Origin of the sequence: Mannheimia glucosida, assembly GCF_046267875.1 — a bacterium.
Classification (GTDB): Bacteria; Pseudomonadota; Gammaproteobacteria; order Enterobacterales; family Pasteurellaceae; genus Mannheimia; species Mannheimia glucosida.
Window position 1 is genome coordinate 376,296 of sequence record NZ_CP176502.1, and the last position, 16,192, is coordinate 392,487.

The 16,192-nt window shown below is 41.2% G+C and carries 22 protein-coding genes; 5 read left to right on the top strand and 17 right to left on the bottom strand.

Annotated features, from left to right (window positions below; genetic code table 11):
- Both ACJ7Z2_RS01890 and ACJ7Z2_RS01895 read left to right on the top strand, forming a co-directional pair.
- Window positions 1-468, top strand: a complete 468-nt coding sequence (locus ACJ7Z2_RS01890) for a PTS sugar transporter subunit IIA (protein ID WP_409500622.1) — start codon at window positions 1-3, stop codon at window positions 466-468.
- 76 nt (window positions 469-544) lie between these two features.
- Window positions 545-1,225, top strand: a complete 681-nt coding sequence (locus ACJ7Z2_RS01895; RefSeq protein WP_409500623.1) for a 3-keto-L-gulonate-6-phosphate decarboxylase UlaD — start codon at window positions 545-547, stop codon at window positions 1,223-1,225.
- A gap of 62 nt (window positions 1,226-1,287) precedes the next feature.
- Here the strand turns inward: ACJ7Z2_RS01895 and ACJ7Z2_RS01900 are convergent, their stop codons facing one another.
- The 6 genes from ACJ7Z2_RS01900 to ACJ7Z2_RS01925 all read right to left on the bottom strand — a co-directional run bounded on the left by ACJ7Z2_RS01900 (window position 1,288) and on the right by ACJ7Z2_RS01925 (window position 7,571).
- Entirely contained in the window at window positions 1,288-2,430 is a 1,143-nt protein-coding gene (locus ACJ7Z2_RS01900) for a glycerate kinase (RefSeq protein ID WP_409500624.1), read from the bottom strand.
- A gap of 9 nt (window positions 2,431-2,439) precedes the next feature.
- A complete protein-coding gene (locus ACJ7Z2_RS01905; protein WP_409500625.1) occupies window positions 2,440-3,819 on the bottom strand; it encodes a GntP family permease in 1,380 nt (459 codons plus the stop codon).
- Between the two features lie 121 nt (window positions 3,820-3,940).
- Complete coding sequence (locus ACJ7Z2_RS01910) at window positions 3,941-5,035, bottom strand: CdaR family transcriptional regulator (RefSeq protein WP_409500626.1); 1,095 nt, start codon at window positions 5,033-5,035, stop codon at window positions 3,941-3,943.
- A gap of 115 nt (window positions 5,036-5,150) precedes the next feature.
- Window positions 5,151-5,603: a DUF302 domain-containing protein gene (locus tag ACJ7Z2_RS01915; RefSeq protein ID WP_126301322.1), complete on the bottom strand. Its 453-nt coding sequence runs from the start codon at window positions 5,601-5,603 to the stop codon at window positions 5,151-5,153.
- Between the two features lie 20 nt (window positions 5,604-5,623).
- Window positions 5,624-6,376, bottom strand: a complete 753-nt coding sequence (locus ACJ7Z2_RS01920) for an esterase family protein (protein ID WP_409500627.1) — start codon at window positions 6,374-6,376, stop codon at window positions 5,624-5,626.
- A gap of 10 nt (window positions 6,377-6,386) precedes the next feature.
- Complete coding sequence (locus ACJ7Z2_RS01925; protein ID WP_409500628.1) at window positions 6,387-7,571, bottom strand: acetyl-CoA carboxylase biotin carboxylase subunit family protein; 1,185 nt, start codon at window positions 7,569-7,571, stop codon at window positions 6,387-6,389.
- Window positions 7,572-7,863: 292 nt separating this feature from the next.
- Between ACJ7Z2_RS01925 and ACJ7Z2_RS01930 the strand changes: the two genes are divergently transcribed.
- Window positions 7,864-8,295 carry a PAS domain-containing protein gene (locus ACJ7Z2_RS01930; protein ID WP_409500629.1) on the top strand — a complete coding sequence of 144 codons (432 nt, stop codon included), beginning with the start codon at window positions 7,864-7,866 and terminating at the stop codon, window positions 8,293-8,295.
- 70 nt (window positions 8,296-8,365) lie between these two features.
- Window positions 8,366-9,922 (top strand): sulfite reductase flavoprotein subunit alpha, encoded by a 1,557-nt coding sequence (locus tag ACJ7Z2_RS01935; protein WP_409500630.1) that lies wholly within the window; start codon window positions 8,366-8,368, stop codon window positions 9,920-9,922.
- 57 nt (window positions 9,923-9,979) lie between these two features.
- Here the strand turns inward: ACJ7Z2_RS01935 and rpsQ are convergent, their stop codons facing one another.
- The 11 genes from rpsQ to rpsJ are packed head-to-tail and all read right to left on the bottom strand — an operon-like array spanning window position 9,980 to window position 14,955.
- Window positions 9,980-10,237 (bottom strand): 30S ribosomal protein S17, encoded by a 258-nt coding sequence (gene rpsQ / locus ACJ7Z2_RS01940; protein ID WP_006249356.1) that lies wholly within the window; start codon window positions 10,235-10,237, stop codon window positions 9,980-9,982.
- Window positions 10,237-10,428, bottom strand: coding sequence for a 50S ribosomal protein L29 (gene rpmC, locus ACJ7Z2_RS01945; protein WP_005711179.1), 192 nt, complete (start codon window positions 10,426-10,428; stop codon window positions 10,237-10,239). Before rpmC ends, rpsQ begins: the two co-directional genes overlap by 1 nt.
- On the bottom strand, window positions 10,428-10,838 hold the full coding sequence (rplP, locus tag ACJ7Z2_RS01950; protein ID WP_006249357.1) for a 50S ribosomal protein L16: 411 nt from the start codon (window positions 10,836-10,838) through the stop codon (window positions 10,428-10,430). The genes rpmC and rplP overlap by 1 nt, the downstream gene beginning before the upstream one ends.
- A 13-nt stretch (window positions 10,839-10,851) precedes the next feature.
- Window positions 10,852-11,559 (bottom strand): 30S ribosomal protein S3, encoded by a 708-nt coding sequence (gene rpsC, locus ACJ7Z2_RS01955; protein WP_006249358.1) that lies wholly within the window; start codon window positions 11,557-11,559, stop codon window positions 10,852-10,854.
- 20 nt (window positions 11,560-11,579) lie between these two features.
- Window positions 11,580-11,912, bottom strand: coding sequence for a 50S ribosomal protein L22 (gene rplV, locus ACJ7Z2_RS01960; protein ID WP_006249359.1), 333 nt, complete (start codon window positions 11,910-11,912; stop codon window positions 11,580-11,582).
- Window positions 11,913-11,922: 10 nt separating this feature from the next.
- Window positions 11,923-12,198, bottom strand: coding sequence for a 30S ribosomal protein S19 (gene rpsS / locus ACJ7Z2_RS01965; RefSeq protein WP_005539416.1), 276 nt, complete (start codon window positions 12,196-12,198; stop codon window positions 11,923-11,925).
- 30 nt (window positions 12,199-12,228) lie between these two features.
- Window positions 12,229-13,050: a 50S ribosomal protein L2 gene (gene rplB, locus ACJ7Z2_RS01970; protein WP_006249360.1), complete on the bottom strand. Its 822-nt coding sequence runs from the start codon at window positions 13,048-13,050 to the stop codon at window positions 12,229-12,231.
- Between the two features lie 18 nt (window positions 13,051-13,068).
- Entirely contained in the window at window positions 13,069-13,374 is a 306-nt protein-coding gene (gene rplW, locus ACJ7Z2_RS01975; RefSeq protein ID WP_006249361.1) for a 50S ribosomal protein L23, read from the bottom strand.
- On the bottom strand, window positions 13,371-13,973 hold the full coding sequence (gene rplD, locus ACJ7Z2_RS01980; protein ID WP_409500631.1) for a 50S ribosomal protein L4: 603 nt from the start codon (window positions 13,971-13,973) through the stop codon (window positions 13,371-13,373). Before rplD ends, rplW begins: the two co-directional genes overlap by 4 nt.
- Before the next feature lie 15 nt (window positions 13,974-13,988).
- A complete protein-coding gene (gene rplC / locus ACJ7Z2_RS01985; RefSeq protein ID WP_006249363.1) occupies window positions 13,989-14,618 on the bottom strand; it encodes a 50S ribosomal protein L3 in 630 nt (209 codons plus the stop codon).
- Between the two features lie 25 nt (window positions 14,619-14,643).
- Window positions 14,644-14,955 carry a 30S ribosomal protein S10 gene (gene rpsJ, locus ACJ7Z2_RS01990; RefSeq protein ID WP_001181005.1) on the bottom strand — a complete coding sequence of 104 codons (312 nt, stop codon included), beginning with the start codon at window positions 14,953-14,955 and terminating at the stop codon, window positions 14,644-14,646.
- A gap of 443 nt (window positions 14,956-15,398) precedes the next feature.
- On the opposite strand from rpsJ, the gene ACJ7Z2_RS01995 reads away from it, so the two are divergent.
- Window positions 15,399-16,040, top strand: a complete 642-nt coding sequence (locus tag ACJ7Z2_RS01995) for a TfoX/Sxy family DNA transformation protein (RefSeq protein ID WP_021280505.1) — start codon at window positions 15,399-15,401, stop codon at window positions 16,038-16,040.
- Window positions 16,041-16,192 lie beyond the last annotated feature (152 nt).

Below are 16,192 nucleotides of genomic sequence, written 5' to 3' on the forward strand. Positions count from 1 at the left end.
ATGAACTTAAAACAATCTCTTATTGAAAATAACTCTATTTTGCTCAATCAATCGGCGGCAAATTGGGAAGAGGCAATCAAAATCGGCACTGATTTATTGGTCAAAGCCGGTACGATTGAACCACGCTATTACGATAATATTGTAAGCAAAATCAAAGAGATGGGGCCTTATATTATTCTGGCACCGGGCTTGGCAATGCCTCACGCTCGTCCGGAAGAAGGCGTGATTAAGACCTCTTTCGCTTTAGTGACTTTTGACACTCCGATTTATTTTGAGGGCGAAGATGACCCGGTTCATGTAATGCTGACCCTTGCCGGGAGTGATTCTGATCAACATATGCAAGGTTTGGTGGAAATCACTCAAGTGCTAGACGACCCTGATAGCGACACCGGTGTTGACTTAGATAAAATCCGTCGCTGTAAAACCGCTGAAGACGTGTATGCGGTGATCGATCAGGCATTAGCCTAATATTGGTTGGGTATTTTACCCAACCTCTGCAAGCGGTTCAAAAACATCAATATTTTGCAAATAGAGGAATACCATTATGTCTAAACCATTACTACAAATCGCCCTTGATTCTCTTTCACTGGAAAAAGCGGTGGCTGATGCAAAACAAGCGGAAAACCAAGTCGAAATTATTGAATGCGGTACTATTCTTGCTTTTGCTGAAGGTATGAAAGCTGTTTCCACCTTGCGTGCATTGCACCCAAATCACATTATTGTGTGCGACTTAAAAACCACCGATGGCGGTGCCATTTTAGCTAAAATGGCATTTGAGGCAGGAGCTGACTGGCTCACGGTTTCGGCTGCGGCTCACCCTGCAACCAAAGCGGCCTGCAAAAAAGTAGCGGACGAATTTAACGCTGCTCACCCGGAGCTAAAAGTGAAAAAAGAGATTCAAATTGAAATCTACGGCAACTGGACGGTGGAAAAAGATGCCAAAGAGTGGGTAGAATTAGGGGTAACCCAAGCGATTTACCACCGCTCGCGTGATGCCGAGCTTGCGGGTAAAGGTTGGACAGCGGAAGATGTTGAGTTAATGAAACAGCTTTCTGACTTAGGCATTGAATTATCTATCACTGGCGGTATCGTACCGGAAGATATTCACCTGTTCAAAGAGATCAAAAACGCCAAAGCCTTTATTGCAGGCCGTGCTTTAGTTGGTGAAAAAGGCAAACAAACTGCCGAAGCCATTCGTGCGGAGATTGATAAATACTGGAACTAATCCGGAACTCAAATCCAATAAAAATGGCGTTCTCTCAACCGGAACGCCATTTTTTATTTCTTCTATTCTTGGGAAGCTGATATTCTCCACAATCTCGCCACATTTTCAGAGGTTGAAATCAGGTTCTCTTTGCCTGATTTTAACACTGCATCTAAATTACTGACTTGTCGAATAATCGGAAATACCGCATCAATGCCGTGTTGGTACACCACAGGGTAATCCTCTTTCAATGAGCCAACTATTGCAATCACCGGCTTGCCAAATTGCTTAGCGATTTTCGCCACTCCAATCGGGGTTTTGCCGGCGATAGATTGAGCGTCCATTCGCCCTTCTCCTGTCACCACCAAATCCGCATTGGCAAGTTTCTCGGCAAGATCGGTTGCCTCAAGAATAATTTGCACGCCGGAACGTAACGTTACGTTAGGCAGTAGCTGTAAACCACCTCCCATTCCACCGGCTGCACCGGCACCGGCTTTCTCGGCAATCTCAATGCCTAATTGGGATTTTACGGTTTCGGCAAAATGCAATAGGGCGTGGTCGAGCGTTTTCACCATCTCCGGTGTAGCTCCTTTCTGTGGCCCAAAAATTGCCGAAGCCCCTCGCTCACCGCACAACGGATTATCTACATCGCAAGCGACCTCAAATTCCACTTGGCTTAAGCGTGAATCCAAACCGCTTAAATCAATCTGCTGAATTTGGCTTAATGCCTCGCCACCAAAGCCGATTTCCCGCTGTTCGGCATTTAGAAATTTCGCCCCTAAGGCTTGTAGCATTCCGACCCCGCCATCGTTAGTCGCACTGCCGCCAATGCCGAGAATGATTTTTTCCACCCCTAAATCCAAGGCGGCTTTAATTAACTGCCCCGTGCCGTAGCTGGTGGTAACCAGCGGATTTCGTTGCTCCATTGGCACTAAATGCAAGCCACTTGCCGCCGCCATTTCAATAAAGGCGGTTTTTTGATCCCCCGACAAGCCGAAAAAGGCTTCGACCTCATTTACAAGCGGTGCAATTACGCTGATTTTTTGCAAACTGCCGTGAGTGGCATCAATCAGCGACTGTACCGAGCCTTCGCCACCGTCTGCCATCGGCACAAGCTGATACTCCGCTTCAGGAAAAACACGGGCAAATCCCTGTTGAATTGCTTGAGCCACCTCTAATGCGGTTAAGCTCTCTTTAAATGAATCTGGTGCGATCACAATTTTCATCGTCAATCCTTACAGTAAAATCAATGAAAGTAGATAAACCGTGAGCATTCCCGTCACGCCCATAATGAAAGTGAGGGTAGTTTGCGTACGGTAGCCTTGTTGCGGAGTCAGTTTAGTAAAGTTTGTTACCACCCAGTAGTAGCTGTCATTGGCGTGGGAAACACACATTGAGCCAGCCGCAATCGCCATTACGGTTAAGGCTGCCGCCATTTCACTGGTTAGCCCTAAGGCATTCATTAATGAGTCCGGTGCGTTGAACATTCCCATAATGGAGGCGGTGGTGATAATTGCCACCGTTGAGCTGCCTTGTGCGGTTTTTAAAATCGCCGAAATCAGGAATGGGAAGAAAATTCCCGCTGTGCTGATAATATGAGCGTTTTGCTTGATGTAATCCACAAAGCCGGCTTGGGTAATCACATTGCCTAGCACGCCACCGGCAGCAGTAATAAAGAGAATTGGGCCGACTAATTTCAGGGTATCATTGGTTAAGCTGTCAAATTCCGCCATTTTACCGCTCGAAACCAGTAGGAAAATAGCGAAGATCACCCCAATTGCTAACGCAATAATCGGGTTGCCGACAAATTGTAGGAATACGCCGAAATCGCCACTTACGCCGGCAATTTTGGCAATCGAGCCGATAGCCATTAAGATAATCGGCATAAAAATCGGGGCAAGGCTTAAAAAACCGCTCGGTAATTTGCCGTATTGTTTGATCAGATCTTCATAGCTTTGGCTGATTACTTGATCCGCTTGAGCTTCTTCCGCCACGCTGACTTGTTTGCCGATATATTTGGCAAAGAAGTAACTGGCAATCAACACAGGAATGGAGACCACAAAGCCCATTCCGATGACAAGCAGGAGATTATGGCTTAAACCAACAGCACCGGCTGCTGCAATCGGGCCCGGTGTCGGCGGAATAAAGACGTGGGAGGCATATAAACCGGCACTTAATGCCACTGCCATTCCCACCGGATTGGCAAGAATTTTTTTGCGAATGGCTTCACGAATTGGGTTTAACACCACAAAGCCGCTGTCGCAGAACACCGGAATACCAACCACCCAGCCCATAATCAACATTGCCAGTTCAGGGCGTTTTTGCCCCACCACTTTTACCACCATATCGGCTAATTTGAGGGCTGCACCGGTTTTTTCTAAAATCGTGCCGATAATCGCCCCAAAAATAATCACGATACCAATGCTTTTGAAGGTATTACTAAAACCTTCTCCCACAATGGTTGGGATTTTGGCAAGCGGTAAACCTGCCACTAATGCAAGGGCTATCGAAATCGACATCAAGGCTAAGAACGGGTGAACTTTCCACTTCGCAATCATATAAATCATAATGATGATGGCGACCAGAAAGGTCAGAATAAGTGCAATACCTGACATAATAAGTCTCCTCATTGTAGAAAAATCAACCTATTATTCGGTATTTATCGGTAAAAATCTTTAGAGAAATTTGCAAAAAATTTGTTAAAAATGACCGCTTGTTTGTATATTTCTACAATTTTTAAGACAGAACTGCTCCAAGATACAACACAAATTTTTGCTCTATATTATTGAAAGATAAGCCGGTTATCTGCTCGATCTTCTCTAAACGATAACGTAGCGTATTTGGGTGAATGAACAATTTCTTGGCAGCGTGATCCAGATCACAATTTGCGAAAAAATAGTAACGCAGACTTTTCAGCAACACCTGTTTTTTGTCGGAAACCAGCAAGGTTTGGAACGGCGAAAGCAAGGTTTTCGCTTCCCAAGAATGACTAAAACGATGCAAGAGAGCCGGCAGTTTGAAATCCTCAAAATGAATAATCTGCTTACGGCTTTGGATCTGCTCGGCATAATTGAGGGTATGGCAGGCGGTTTGGTAGGAAATATGGGTTTGCGATAAATTTTCGACAGCCAGCCCGACTACGGTTTTGAAGGAAATATCCGAATCGTTAAGTTTGTTTAGGGTATTGCGGATTAACGATCTTTCGTTGGATAAATGGTTCAGCAAGGCAATTTTATCTAACCCAATCACGGCGGTGAGTAGGCTCGGAAAATGGTGGTCGAAAAAATCAATCAGGCGTTGGAGTTTTTCCGCAGTAGAGCTGTGAATTTTAATCACCATTACCGACAGCGGTTTTGCAAAATCTTGCCCGAAAAAGACCGCCTGTTGCCGGATTTCCGCTGAGTTTAGGCTACCTTTGAGCAAAGCACGCACAAACTCTTCCCGATAGCGGCGTTGCCAACGCTCCTGCTCCAACTCAAACGCTTGTTGCATAATCAGCTCCGCCGCCATTTTCACCAGTTGAGCATATTGGCGAACTTGTTGCGGCTGCCCTGAAATCCCAACTACACCAATGGTTGAGCCTAAATAGTGAAGCGGTAAGTTAATGCCCACTTTCACTTCATCACACCACTGTTTTGCAAGATTTTCATCAATTTCGACCGCTTGATCGTTGCGTAACGCAATCACCGCTCCTGTGTGTCGTTGTCCGATACGAGCGACATCACCGGAGGCAATAATCACGCCTTCGTTATCCATCACATTAACGGAGTTGGGAATAATCTGCATTGTGCGTTTAACGATACGCTCGGCAATAGCTTGGTTAAGTTTCATTATATGATTCCTACTCATTAGCTAAGTATCACCCAATACTATGAAAAATCCCTCTCTCGAGGGATTTGCAAATTATCTACGCTTCCACTTCCTGAGAATAGATCATAGCGTGAAGTTATTTTGCCACAGTCGCTTGAATCAGTTTTTCCGCTTTGGCAAGGTTGTTTTCTACATCGGCATAATCGGTATTAGCGTGAGCCACCACTTGATCGGCACGATTTAACATTACTTCTACCTTGCCCTTGTTCGGTTCGGTAATTAACACTTTTAATGGCAATTGTAATGCTAACATCGGATCTTTCACCATTAATGGCGTGCCGGCTTTCGGCGTGCCATAAACCAGCACGGTTGCCGGTTGCATTTCTAAGCCGGCTTGTTTCGCAGCCGCTTGGTGATCGATTTCGGCAAAAATCGTCATTCCTTTTTCTTTTAAAGTGTTAGATAAGGTGGTCACTGTGGTTTCGAAATCAAACTTGCTTTCAAATACCATTGGTTTAACGTCAGCAATATCTGCCATTGCCACGCTGCTCATTGCTAATGCAGAAACTGCGACTGCTTTTAAGTTCATTTCTTTTCTCCTCAAATAGATTAAATAATCCCTTGTTCTTCCAACTTGCCTAAGAAATAAGGCATTTGTTTACGCCAAGTCGGCCAGTCGTGGTCAATATCAAAGCCCCAATAATCGAACCACGCCTCAATACCTTTTGCGTTGAAAGCCTCTTGTAATCGGCGGGTGTCTTCAATGTGCTGTTCTTCCCACGCACCTTGTCCGACGGCAATCACATAGTGGTTTTGGCGGTAGCGGTCTAAGAACCAATCGTCATTCTGACCCCACACATAATCAATCGGCGAGTTAAAATAAACCGCTTTATCACCATAAAACTCACCGCTGAAAAAGCGGGCATCATAAACACCACTTAGGGCGATAGCAATATCAAACAGATCCGGGTGACGTAAGGCAAAGTTTATCGTATGGAATGCCCCCATACTGCAACCGGTGGCAATCATGGTGCCGTTCCATTGTGATTCGTGGCGGATTAACGGCACTAGCTCGTGAATAATATAACGATCGTAAGCATTATGAGCTAATGCCATATCGTGTCCGGATTTATGTTTGGATAACCAAGATTCCGCATCGTAAGAATCAGGGGTGTAGAATTTGATTAAGCCTCGTTCAATAAAGGAACGGCACGCCTCAATCATTCCAAAGTTGCCATATTCATTTTCGTTGCCACCGGAAGACGGAAAAACAATAACCGGTTTACCTGCGTGTCCGTAAACGTTGAACGACATTTCACGACCTAATTCGCCACTCCAGTGGCTTCTTTTTTCAAAATGCATTTTTCACCTCTTACTGTTTAGCTTGTGCGAATTGTGCGATTTCACGCATTTGTTCCATTGTTTCGGTACGGGCTAAAATACCTTGCTCGCCCATTACTTTGGCAAATACGCCCGGCACGCTTTGCACGCTGATAATATTGCCGGCAAATTTCTCACAAACGGCATCAATCGAATTTACATAATTTTGGTTTGCCTTACGGGAGATATAAACCACGTTCCAAGGGTGCTGAATATCAGCATAGAATTTGTTTTCTTTCACAATATTGGCAAACTCACGGAACACATCGAAATCGTTGGCGTAGTTCCACATATCAATGGTTAAGCCACCCGGCGGACGGCAGTTGATCTCAAGTGGTAACAACTCTTCTTTTTTGCTCCCTTTAACACGGAAGAACTCAAAATGGAAGAAACGCTCTTTTACGTTAAAAGCTTTCACACATTGTTTACCCATTTCGACTAATTTTGGCGAAATTTCACGTGGAACGTAGTAGAACATATCGCCGTCTTTTGAAACGGTATCCAATACCGCTTCTGAATATTCAAGGCTGGAGTAGAAAACGATATTGCCCTCTTTATCGGTTAAACCGTCAAAGGTGATAATATCGCCATCAATAAACTCTTCCATAATATATTCAACTGTTGGCGTTTTATAACCAAAGAAAGCTTCTAACTCTTCCGCAGTTTTAATTTTGTAAGTATCGCTCGCCCCAACCCCTGAATTTGGCTTGATAATCACCGGGAATTTTAGCTGTTTCGCTAATTTACGAGCATCTTCATCACCTTTAAATACTCGCCCTTGTGCCACTTTCAAACCGGTTTTGCGGAATACCTCTTTCATTTGAGCTTTGGTTTTAATGGAGAGCATATCATCGTTCTTATAACCAAACACATTGAAATCGGTACGCAATTTCGCATCTAATTCAAGCCAATATTCATTGTGCGATTCAATGCGGTCAATTCGCCCGTATTTATGGGCAAAGTAAGCGACTGCACGGTAAACCTGCTCATAATCTTCCATATTATCCACACGATAATATTCAGTTAAAGAGTTGCGAAGCGTTTCGCTAAGTGATTCATAAGGGGCATCGGCAACTCCCAATGTATTAAAACCGGCTTCACGCAAACGTACTGCAAAGGTTTCAAAATTAGTGGGGAAGTGAGGGGAAATCATCACAAAATTAAGTGGTCTAGACATAGTTCTTCCTTTATAAAGTTTGCATATTATTAAAATGATTAGAATAGATTTTAGGCTAAATTTATTAATTTTCAAAATGTATTCACACAAGCAATAATTTTTACAATAAATTAACTTTTATAAAAACTCAATTTAACATCAGAATAAATCGTATAAATTTAGTCAGGTATTTTTACAAAAAAACCATATTTATGATTTACATTAATATTTCCATCTATTATCCTAAATATGTTGTCAGTATTTATACTGATAAACACATAACAAAATTCATTTATATTAATGGAGATTCAACATGGCTGAACAAATTGTTCCTTCAAATGAAGCTGTTTTAAAAGCAGTCCACGATACTTTAGTTATTTCAACAACTGATTTACAAGGTGTTATTACTTACGCTAACGACCTTTTCTGCAAATTAACCGGTTTTACCCGTGAAGAATTAATTGGACAACCGCATAATATCGTACGCCACCCAGCTGTACCAAAAGAAGTTTATAAAGATATGTGGGATACAATCCAAGCCGGTAAAATCTGGACAGGTATCGTACCAAACTGCGGTAAAGGCGGTGTAGTTTATGTGGTTGATACCACCGTTCAACCAATGTTTGATGAAACAGGCAAAATTACAGGCTATATCAGCGTTCGCCGTGTAATTAATGATTTAATGACCAACTTTGAAGCAGTAGAATCAGCAAAAGAAATCTTTGATGACTTCTACGGTGAATAATTAAAAAACAATGATTGCGTGTAAAAGATGATCTCTTTTACACGCAATTTTTTATTTTCGAGGAGTTTGTATGTCTCTCATTCCCCATATCCACATTGCTTATGGTTCGGAGTCTGGTAACGCAGAAAAGCTTGCCCAACAATTAGCTATCCAACCCTTTTTACTTCCCTACTCACCCACACTTTCTACATTAAACGAAACCGATTTAAGCCAATTATCTACCGAGAGTTTATTGCTTATTGTAACCAGCTCCTTTGGTGATGGCGAACCACCTGAAAACGCCGATGAATTTGCAGAAAAATTGGAAAATTTGACCGCTTGTAATCTGCAATATGCGATATTCGGGCTGGGTGATATTACTTATGATAAATTCTGTGGCTATAGCAAACAACTAGATTCATTATTACAACAAAAACAAGCTAAAGCTGTGATTGCAAGGGTTGATGCCGATTTAAACTATCAAGAAATTTTTAAACAATGGCTACCCCTAGTGGAGCAGGCATTACATTCAACAAACAAAGAAACGATCCAACATTCCCTTTCTGTTCAAGCTTACGGCGAGGAAATGGCATACCAAGCAGAAGTGTTGGAAATTAAGCATTTGGCAAACTCAAGCCCTGCGGTGTATCACATTCGTTTATCATTAAAAGAGAGCGGTATTTTCTATCAAGCAGGGGATTTAATTTATGTCAAAGTGCAGCAACCGGACAGACTATTAAACGAATACGCAGAATGGTTTAACGATCAAAATGCAGTTGCATTACTACGCCATAAAGAACTCCGACTACTAAGTAAAAATGTACTGCGTGATATTCAAAAAATTTGCGGCAGTAATGAACTCAAAGATTTAACTAAAATTTCCAATAAAAAAGCATTGGAACAATATGTCTATGGGCGGGATTTATTAGACGTATTACGCGATTTTGACCCAAACAAAAGCGTGACATTAGCCGATTTAGAGCCAATTTTATCTAACTTAGCCGCACGAGCCTATTCAATTAGCTCTTGCGGTAAAACTCACCCTGATTATGTTGATTTATGTATCCGCCACGTTTCGTATCATTTAAACGGTAGAGATTATCAAGGGACTGCAAGTGGGTATTTATCCGAATTACAAGCGGGCGATTTTGTCTCGATTTTTGCAAATGCCAATCCGAATTTCCGTTTACCCGAAACATTAACAGCCCCGGTGGTGATGATTGGCTCAGGTACTGGCATTGCTCCGCATATCGCATTTTTACAAGCGTTAGAGCAGCAATATCAGGGGGTTGAAAGCTATTTATTCTTCGGCGAGCGTTATCGTGATAAAGATTTTCTGTATCAAACGGAACTGGAAAATTACTTAGCAAAAGGCACCTTAACTCAGCTGTTTACTGCTTTTTCACGTGATCAGGCAGAGAAGTTTTATGTGCAAGATGCCCTATCGCAACAAGCAGAGTTAGTTTGGCATTTAATTCAGCAAGAGGCTTATTTCTATATTTGTGGCAGTAAAGCAATGAGTAAAGCGATAGATGCGGAACTCATCAAAATTGCAGATCAAATCGGAGGAGAGCCTTATGTTGATGATTTCAATAATATTATTGCAAAATTGGTCGCGGAAGGCCGATTAATGCGAGATGTATATTAGAAAATGACAAAAACTAAAAACCCAGCAAAAGCTGGGTTTTTATTTAATCATAGTTCATTAAGCAACAACTGCTTTCTCAACTACACGAACTAAAGTCCAAGATTTAGTTTTTGAAATAGGACGACATTCCTTAATTTCAACAACATCACCTAATTTAGCTTCGTTGTTTTCATCGTGTACATGAAGTTTAGTAGTACGACGGATAAACTTACCGTATAACGGATGTTTAACTGTACGTTCGATAGCAACAACAAATGATTTATCCATTTTGTCGCTAACCACTTTACCTTGTACTGTACGAATTTTATCAGTCATTATTCACCCGCCTTTTCGGTTAATACAGTTTTAACTTGTGCAATACTACGACGCACTTGTTTTAACTGGTGGGTTTGTTGAAGCTGACCGGTGGCTGCTTGCATACGCAATTTGAATTGTTCACCTAAAAGGTTCACTAACTCACCATTCAGCTCTTCAACACTTTTATTACGTAGTTCTTGAGCTTTCATTACATCACCGTCTTAGTTACAAATGTGGTTTTGAACGGAAGTTTAGCTGCCGCCAATGCAAACGCATTGCGTGCAACTTCTTCAGAAACACCATCCATTTCATAGAGAACTTTACCCGGTTGGATTAAGGCTACCCAGTACTCAACGTTACCTTTACCTTTACCCATACGGACTTCTAATGGTTTTTCAGTAATTGGTTTGTCTGGGAACACACGGATCCAGATTTTACCTTGACGTTTAACCGCACGGCTCATCGCACGACGAGCTGCTTCAATTTGACGAGCTGTTAAACGACCACGGCCAATAGCTTTTAAACCAAATGAACCGAAGCTCACTTCTGTGCCACCCGCGATACCACGATTACGGCCTTTGTGTACTTTACGGAATTTTGTGCGTTTTGGTTGTAACATTCAGTGATTCTCCTTATTTACGACCTTTGCCACGTGGCGCCTTTTTAGGCTGTGCCGCTGGTTCTTTTTCAGATTCAATCACTGCAGCCATTCCACCAAGAATTTCACCTTTGAAGATCCACACTTTTACGCCGATTACGCCGTAAGTAGTGTGAGCTTCAGCAGTACTATAATCGATGTCTGCACGAAGCGTATGTAGAGGTACACGACCTTCACGATACCATTCTGAGCGAGCAATTTCTGCACCACCTAAACGACCGCTAACTTCAACTTTGATACCTTTAGCACCTAATTTCATCGCGTTTTGAACTGCTTTTTTCATTGCACGACGGAACATCACACGACGTTCAAGTTGAGAAGCGATGCTATCTGCGACTAATTTCGCATCTAGCTCTGGTTTTTTCACTTCAGCGATGTTGATTTGAGCTGGAACGCCAGCGATTTTCGCAACTGCGTTGCGTAATTTTTCAACATCTTCACCTTTTTTACCGATAACGATACCCGGGCGAGCTGTGTGAATAGTTACACGAATGCTTTTTGCAGGACGCTCAATAGTGATGCGTGATACAGAAGCGTTCGCTAACTCTTTGTTTAAAAATTTACGTACTTTGAAGTCGCCGTCTAAGTTATCAGCGAAATCTTGTGTATTCGCGAACCAAGTAGAGTTCCAAGGTTTAACAATACCTAGGCGAATACCATTAGGATGTACTTTCTGACCCATTTTGTTATTCTCCTACTTAATTAACGATCTGACACAACCACAGTGATGTGGCTTGTACGTTTTAAAATACGATCTGCACGACCTTTTGCACGTGGCATTACACGTTTCATGCTTGGACCTTCATCAACGAAGATTTTAGCAACTTTAAGATCATCGACATCTGCACCGTCATTATGCTCTGCGTTTGCAATAGCTGACTCTAATACTTTCTTAACAAGCGTCGCTGCTTTTTTGTTAGTGAAAGTTAAGATTTCTAATGCTACAGAAACTTTTTTACCGCGAATTAAATCAGCAACTAAGCGAGCTTTTTGGGCAGAAGTACGAGCGTAACGATGTTTAGCAATAGTTTCCATCTTTTACCTCTTATTTCTTAGCTTTCTTATCTGCGGCGTGACCGCGGTATGTACGAGTCGGTGCAAATTCACCTAATTTATGACCGATCATTTCGTCGGAAACATAAACAGGAACGTGCTGACGACCATTATGGACTGCGATGGTCAAACCAATCATTGATGGAATGATCATTGAACGACGGGACCAAGTTTTAATTGGTTTTTTATCCCCGCTTTCCACCGCCTTCTCTACCTTCTTCAACAAGTGTAGGTCAAGGAAAGGACCTTTCTTGAGGGAACGTGGCATTGGTGTTTACCTTTTAGTTAATGAATTAAATTATTTGCCACGACGACGTACGATGAATTTATCAGTACGTTTGTTGTGACGAGTTTTCTTACCTTTGGTTTGAACGCCCCAAGGTGTAACAGGGTGTTTACCGAAGTTACGACCTTCACCACCACCGTGTGGGTGATCTACTGGGTTCATTGCAGTACCACGAACGGTTGGACGAATACCTCTCCAACGGTTTGCACCTGCTTTACCAAGAACGCGAAGCATATGCTCTGAGTTACCTACTTCACCAATGGTTGCAGTACATTCAGCTAATACTTTACGCATTTCGCCTGAACGAAGACGTAAAGTTACATAGTTACCTTCACGGGCAATGATTTGAACGTAAGCACCAGCAGAACGTGCAATTTGACCACCTTTACCAGGTTTTAATTCAACGTTGTGTACAGTTGTACCTACTGGGATGTTACGCATTGGTAATGCGTTACCTACTTTAATCGGAGCTGAAGCACCCGCTTGAATTTGATCACCAGCAGTTAAACCTTTTGGTGCTAAAATATAGCGACGTTCACCATCTTTATAAAGTACTAATGCGATATTCGCAGAACGATTTGGATCGTATTCTAAACGCTCAACAACACCCGGAATGTCTAATTTATTACGTTTAAAATCAATTAAACGGTAGTGTTGTTTGTGACCGCCACCAATGTGACGAGTTGTGATACGACCTAAGTTGTTACGACCACCAGTTTTAGATTTAGTATCTAAAAGTGCTGCAAAAGGTTTACCTTTGTGAAGCTCAGCGTTTACAACTTTAACAACGTGACGACGACCAGCGGAGGTCGGCTTACATTTAACGATAGCCATTTATTTTATCTCCTCTGATTACTCTGCCGCACCTTCAACGAAGTCAAGTGATTGACCTTCTTGAAGAGTTACATAAGCTTTTTTCCAGTCACTACGACGACCAACTTTAGCACCACGGCGTTTAGTTTTACCTTTAACTACTACGGTACGAACAGAATCAACTTTTACTTCAAACAGTTCTTCAACTGCATTTGCAATCTCAACTTTGTTTGCATCTAATGCAACTTTGAATACGATTGTATTGCCTTTTTCTGCGTTGTTTGTCGCTTTTTCAGAGATATGTGGTGCTTTAAGCACGTTTAGCAAACGTTCTTGTTGAATCATGCTAACATCTCCTCAATTTGTTTTACTGCATCTACGGTTACAACCACTTTATCGAAAGCAATTAAGCTAACTGGGTCAATACCTTGCACATCACGCACATCAACTTTATATAAGTTGCGTGCTGCTAAGAATAAATTCTCATCTACGTTTGCAGTAATGATAAGAGCGTCATTTAACGCCATATCTTTTAATTTTTGTGCTAATACTTTAGTTTTTGGTGCATCGATCTCGAATTTCTCAACAACCACTAAACGGTCTTGACGAACTAATTCAGAAAGAATGCTTTTGATTGCACCACGGTACATTTTTTTGTTCACTTTTTGGCTGTAATCTTGTGGTTTCGCAGCAAAAGTTACACCACCCGAACGCCAAATTGGTGATTTAATATCACCAGAACGCGCACGGCCTGTACCTTTTTGACGCCAAGGTTTTTTACCTGAACCAGACACTTCAGCACGAGTTTTTTGAGCACGAGATCCTTGACGAGCACCTGCTGCATAAGCAACAACTACTTGGTGGATTAATGCTTCATTGAACTCACGTCCGAAGGTAGTTTCAGAAACAGTTAGTGCGTTTGCACCTACAACTTGTAATTCCATCTCTATCTCCTAGACTTATGCTTTAACTGCCGGTTTTACGATAACATCACCATTAGTTGCACCAGGAACGGCACCTTTAACTAATAATAATTTACGCTCAACATCTACACGAACAACTTCAAGTGATTGAACGGTTACACGCTCTGCACCTAAGTGTCCTGCCATTTTTTTACCTTTAAACACACGACCTGGAGTTTGGTTTTGACCAATAGAACCAAGTACACGATGTGATAAAGAGTTACCGTGAGTTGCATCTTGAGTACGGAAGTTCCAACGTTTAACACCACCTTGGAAGCCTTTACCTTTTGATGTACCAGTAACATCGACTTTTTTAACATCAGTAAAGATGTCAACATTGATTTCTTGACCTAAAGTGAATTCTTCACCTTCAGTAGTACGAAATTCCCATAAACCGCGTCCAGCTTCAACACCTGCTTTCACGAAATGACCTGCTTCTGGTTTAGTTACACGGCTAGCTTTTTTAGAGCCAGTAGTAACTTGAATTGCAGAGTAGCCATCGTTTTCAAGGGTTTTAACTTGAGTAACACGGTTGGCTTCGATTTCGATAACGGTAACTGGAATAGACACGCCGTCTTCAGTGAAAACGCGGGTCATACCAACTTTACGACCGATTAAACCAATCATTGTAATAACCTCTTAAAATTCCCAATTAACCTAGACTAATCTGAACGTCAACGCCAGCAGCTAGATCTAAACGCATTAATGCATCAACAGTTTTTTCTGTTGGTTCAACAATATCAACTAAACGTTTGTGAGTACGGATTTCATATTGGTCACGTGCATCTTTATTCACGTGTGGAGAAATCAATACAGTGAAACGTTCTTTACGAGTTGGTAAAGGAATTGGACCACGAACTTGTGCACCAGTACGTTTAGCTGTTTCTACGATCTCCGCAGTAGATTGATCAATTAAACGATGATCAAATGCTTTTAAGCGGATACGGATTCTTTGGTTCTGCATTAGACCAGAGCTCCAATTAAAAAATTTAGCTAATAAAAAAACCAAACTACCACTTAACAAATTAGTTAAGGGAGCTCAGTTAAACCTATATAGTTCCAAAATTAGGAACATTGTATACACTACAATATCTGTAGTGCCATTTGATAAATGATTACATCAAATGTCTTTAGATACCTAAAGCTTTGCTATCATACTCGTTTCATTTCCCTTATGCAAGTAATTTTTGTTTTTTATATTGACAATAATTTGATTCGATAAAACTTCTAAAGATACACAATATTTCCAACACTTCATTTGAAGTGGCTCAAATAAATTGTATTTATGCATTTTTTTATTCAAACTTTTCGAGCCACTTCACAAATCTAAAAAATCCTAGTTGAAATTTAATCCATAAGAGTATTTATTATTAAATAAGTTTCATGACCTTACATCGGAGTACATATATGCAAACAATCAATGAAATTAAAGAAGAAATCTACCCTATATTTGAGCCTATCATTGGAACAATTCGGCTAAAAACCTACTTTTCCTACTACGCAGTTTTTAAGGATGGATTGATGATTGCATTGTATCAAAATGGAGCAACTTATTTACGTATTGCGAAAAAAGATATTGAATACATTCGTCAGTATCCTAAAACCTGTATCTTATGCGATGAAAAAATTGGTATACAAAGTAGAAAATTTCATTATATTCCGCAAGTTCTCATAGATGATACACCAAAATTTAGCTCGCTACTCTTTGGAATTATAGAGGAACTCCGAACGGAGAAGTACAAAATAAGCCAAAAGCGAGCTACACAAATCCGAAACCTACCAAATATGAATTTAAAGTTAGAAAGAATGTTGAAAAAAATAGGGATTCATTCCATTCATGATTTTACTCAAGAAGGGTATATGTCAACTTTTATCAAACTGATTCTCCAGGGCTTTGATGTTACCGAAGACTTACTGTTTAAGCTAAACGGGGCCTTAAATCACCAATATATTTATACCTTCACAGATCAACAAAAAAGGGAACTAATGCAAGAAGCAAATCAAGCGCTATATAATTCAGGCCTAAGAAAAAGATTTAACGCCCTGTAGTTAAATAATATGATCCAAATCATAAAATATAAAAAAACCAATAAGGAATTGCAATTCGCAGTTCCTTTCTTTTTCTTTTATATGCTAGTATCACCTTATACCTCTAAATTATTAGTGCCTACTGATTTTCAATTAATCCAACAATTTAGGAG